At 40.2% G+C, this 2976-nt stretch carries 4 protein-coding genes, 1 tRNA gene and 1 pseudogene; 2 read left to right on the top strand and 4 right to left on the bottom strand.

Annotated features, from left to right (window positions below; all coding sequences use genetic code 11):
- Nucleotides 1-47: 47 nt before the first annotated feature.
- Nucleotides 48-500 carry a hypothetical protein gene (locus DW640_RS19485; RefSeq protein WP_008762147.1) on the bottom strand — a complete coding sequence of 151 codons (453 nt, stop codon included), beginning with the start codon at nt 498-500 and terminating at the stop codon, nt 48-50.
- Nucleotides 501-686 (bottom strand): hypothetical protein, encoded by a 186-nt coding sequence (locus DW640_RS23825; protein WP_008762146.1) that lies wholly within the window; start codon nt 684-686, stop codon nt 501-503.
- 99 nt (nt 687-785) lie between these two features.
- On the opposite strand from DW640_RS23825, the gene DW640_RS19480 reads away from it, so the two are divergent.
- Nucleotides 786-1517 carry a bifunctional 2-polyprenyl-6-hydroxyphenol methylase/3-demethylubiquinol 3-O-methyltransferase UbiG gene (locus DW640_RS19480; RefSeq protein ID WP_048696507.1) on the top strand — a complete coding sequence of 244 codons (732 nt, stop codon included), beginning with the start codon at nt 786-788 and terminating at the stop codon, nt 1515-1517.
- Nucleotides 1518-1676: 159 nt separating this feature from the next.
- Here DW640_RS19480 and DW640_RS19475 read toward each other — a convergent pair whose 3' ends face one another.
- On the bottom strand, nt 1677-2279 hold the full coding sequence (locus tag DW640_RS19475) for a TlpA disulfide reductase family protein (RefSeq protein WP_011107875.1): 603 nt from the start codon (nt 2277-2279) through the stop codon (nt 1677-1679).
- A 101-nt stretch (nt 2280-2380) separates the two neighbouring features.
- On the opposite strand from DW640_RS19475, the gene DW640_RS19470 reads away from it, so the two are divergent.
- A tRNA-Thr gene (locus tag DW640_RS19470) sits at nt 2381-2454 on the top strand.
- An 84-nt stretch (nt 2455-2538) separates the two neighbouring features.
- Here the strand turns inward: DW640_RS19470 and DW640_RS19465 are convergent.
- Nucleotides 2539-2769, bottom strand: a pseudogene (locus tag DW640_RS19465) (EamA/RhaT family transporter); the annotation flags it as partial.
- Nucleotides 2770-2976 lie beyond the last annotated feature (207 nt).

Below are 2976 nucleotides of genomic sequence, written 5' to 3'. Positions count from 1 at the left end.
GGGGGGGGCGGTATCCCCCCCCCCCCCCGCTTCTTTTTATAAGGTTGTTAGCTATTCATGACATAACACATCCCCAAAATGCTTGAAATAATGAAAAAACATCCGGGAATAAATAAACGAACAAACAATCTTGTCAATTGCATTTTTTGCTCGACAAACATTGCATCATTATCCAAATTATACCAAACTGTAACTTTATCACCTATATGAAAATCTTTCGGGTAATATGAAAATTGTGTGATATCCTCCACAATAATATTGGGATTGATAGACCGACAACATTTTTCACCCTCTCCTTCTAATGTAAATTCAACAGACGGGCGCATAAGAAGCTTTCCATCCTTCACATAAGTATCAACATCCACTACTATTCCATCTATCTTCTTAATGTATTTCGTTTCGACTCTCTTGATTAAAAGACAAAACATTCTCATCTTAATGATCAAACCAAGTCCATGGCCAGCCAGCAAAAGTGCTAGTATACAAACAATTGTTCCCATTTATTTTTTATGTCGGTTAGCTCTCTTTTTCCGAATATCCGCTTTCATCTTCGCGGCTCCGGAACCATGTTGTCCACGAATATAAGTCGCTTTCTTCGCTTTCGTCTTCACTTTCTCCTCCTCCTGGGGCTTATCTTTCTTACCTTTAAAGACGATTCCACCCATGATTGCATCTTCTATACTCATATATATTACATTGTTAGCATTCACATTTCTGATGCAAAGATAAGCCTTTTCTACGGAATTGTTTATCTTTGGCGGATAAAACAATACATAATCACCAAAATGGCAACAATAACCCTTTCCGCAGAAAAGGACCCGATGGGAGCTGCAATCTCCGATTATTTCAATCATCACAGAGCTGACCGCTTGCGAGTATTCTCTTCTCAATTCGAAGAAGATGAAATCCCCGTTAAGGAATTATTCCGAAGTATACAGTCCATGCCAGTCCTCGAACGCACTGCTCTGCAAATGGCTACGGGAAGAATATTAGATGTAGGAGCCGGAAGCGGCTGCCACGCATTGGCACTTCAAGAAATGGGAAAAGAAGTTTGCGCCATTGACATCTCTCCGCTTTCCAACGAAGTAATGAAACAACGCGGCGTCAAAGATTCCCGCCTGATCAATCTCTTTGACGAAACATTCACCGAAACATTCGATACGGTTCTGATGCTGATGAATGGTTCGGGCATCATAGGAACACTAAATAATATGCCTGCCTTCTTCCAACAGATGAAACGTATCCTACGCCCTGGCGGATGTATTCTGATGGATTCAAGTGATCTGCGCTATCTTTTCGAAGAAGAAGACGGCAGCATGCTTATCGACCTGGCAGGCGATTATTATGGGGAAGTAGATTTCCAGATGCAATACAAGGATGTAAAAGGAGATACATTCGATTGGCTATATATCGATTTTCAGACTCTTAGCCTGTACGCCTCCGAATGTGGATTCAAAGCGAAATTAATCAAAGAAGGAAAACATTATGACTATCTGGCAAAGCTGAGCCTTGCCTGACAGCGTATTATTTTAATCAGAAAAAGCCCTATTCAGGATAGTGACAGTATCACATCGGAATAGTGTAACCATACTAACGATATAGTGTCACCATCCCAGTGTGATAGTGACACTATATCTATTGTGCCCGCATCCGGTTCAGAGACCGGCAATAAGCACTTATTTCAGCATTTCATTGATCTGCTGAACCAGTGAAGCAAACTCTTCTTCATTATACAGACGAGTCAGTTTTACAATCTTTCCTTCCCGGTCTATCAGCACATTCCGTGTGATTCCGGCATCACGCAATGCATATTTTGCAAAAATATCAGCTCCCGGATCCAGTCCCAGCGGGTAAGTCACTCCGGTAGACTTTGCGAAGGCAAGCACTTTTTCAAGCGGTTCGTCACGGTCTATTCCAATCAGTGCAAAGTCTGCATTATCCTTATGCTTCAGCCAAATGTCTTTTTCTATAAAAGGCATTTCCTTACGGCATACTCCGCACCAACTTGCTGTAAACTGCAACATGACAACCTTCCCACGAAGAGATGACAAAGTCACTTGTTTGCCATCCGTCAATGTAATCGTAAAATCAGGGGCCATCTCCCCTATTCTGACAATATATCCTGTACTATCAGCCTGTGCCGACGTCGCTTCAGCAGTCACTTTCACTGCGTCGGAAGCACTTTCAGTAGCTTCTGCTCCTTTCTTCTGGCCTGAACAAGCCAGTAAACTAACGGCTAATAAAGCCACACCACATACATTCATAATTTTCTTTTTCATCTTCTTGCAATCATTAGTGAGACTGCAAATATAAAAAAAGTACACGATGTATTTGCATTTTTAAAATAAATTCGTACCTTTGCACCCGCAAAACAGAAAACGCCTCTTTAGCTCAGTTGGCCAGAGCACGTGATTTGTAATCTCGGGGTCGTTGGTTCGAATCCGACAAGAGGCTCTCCTCAAAATTCAAATGCCGCTATATGCGGCATTTTTTATATCCTTTTCATTCGATGTTCACGAAACACAACCATGCTTACCCCCTCAACAGGCTCAAAGCAAACACAACTGCCAAATCCTTTCTTTTCAACCGAAAGTCACAGCCGGAAAATAATCCGAATATGATTAACACTACCGAAGCTATCCCCCAACGATAAGAAAGTACTTCGAAAGCTGAAAAACCGATCAGCAATAAAGTGATGAAAAAAACGGAGCCAGTCCAAAAGTGGAAGAGTGAAACTGCCGCATAAAGTATGCCTTTGATACGATTCATGAATATATTCAACTAAAATCCGATATTTATGACTGCAAAGATATAAATATAAATCCAAGAAGATACCAAACAGGAAGAATAATAGATTTGCAAATAAAAAACCTTCCATTTATTATTTGTTTTTAAATAAAAGAATGTATTTTTGAAACCATATATATAGCTAATATTATCATATATATTATTAATATACTATATATCAATATTTTA

The sequence above is a fragment of the Bacteroides sp. AM23-12 genome (assembly GCF_003434395.1).
In the GTDB taxonomy this organism is placed as follows: Bacteria; Bacteroidota; Bacteroidia; order Bacteroidales; family Bacteroidaceae; genus Bacteroides; species Bacteroides thetaiotaomicron.
Note: the sequence above shows the minus strand (reverse complement) of the source record. Positions and strands in the feature narration are given on the sequence as shown.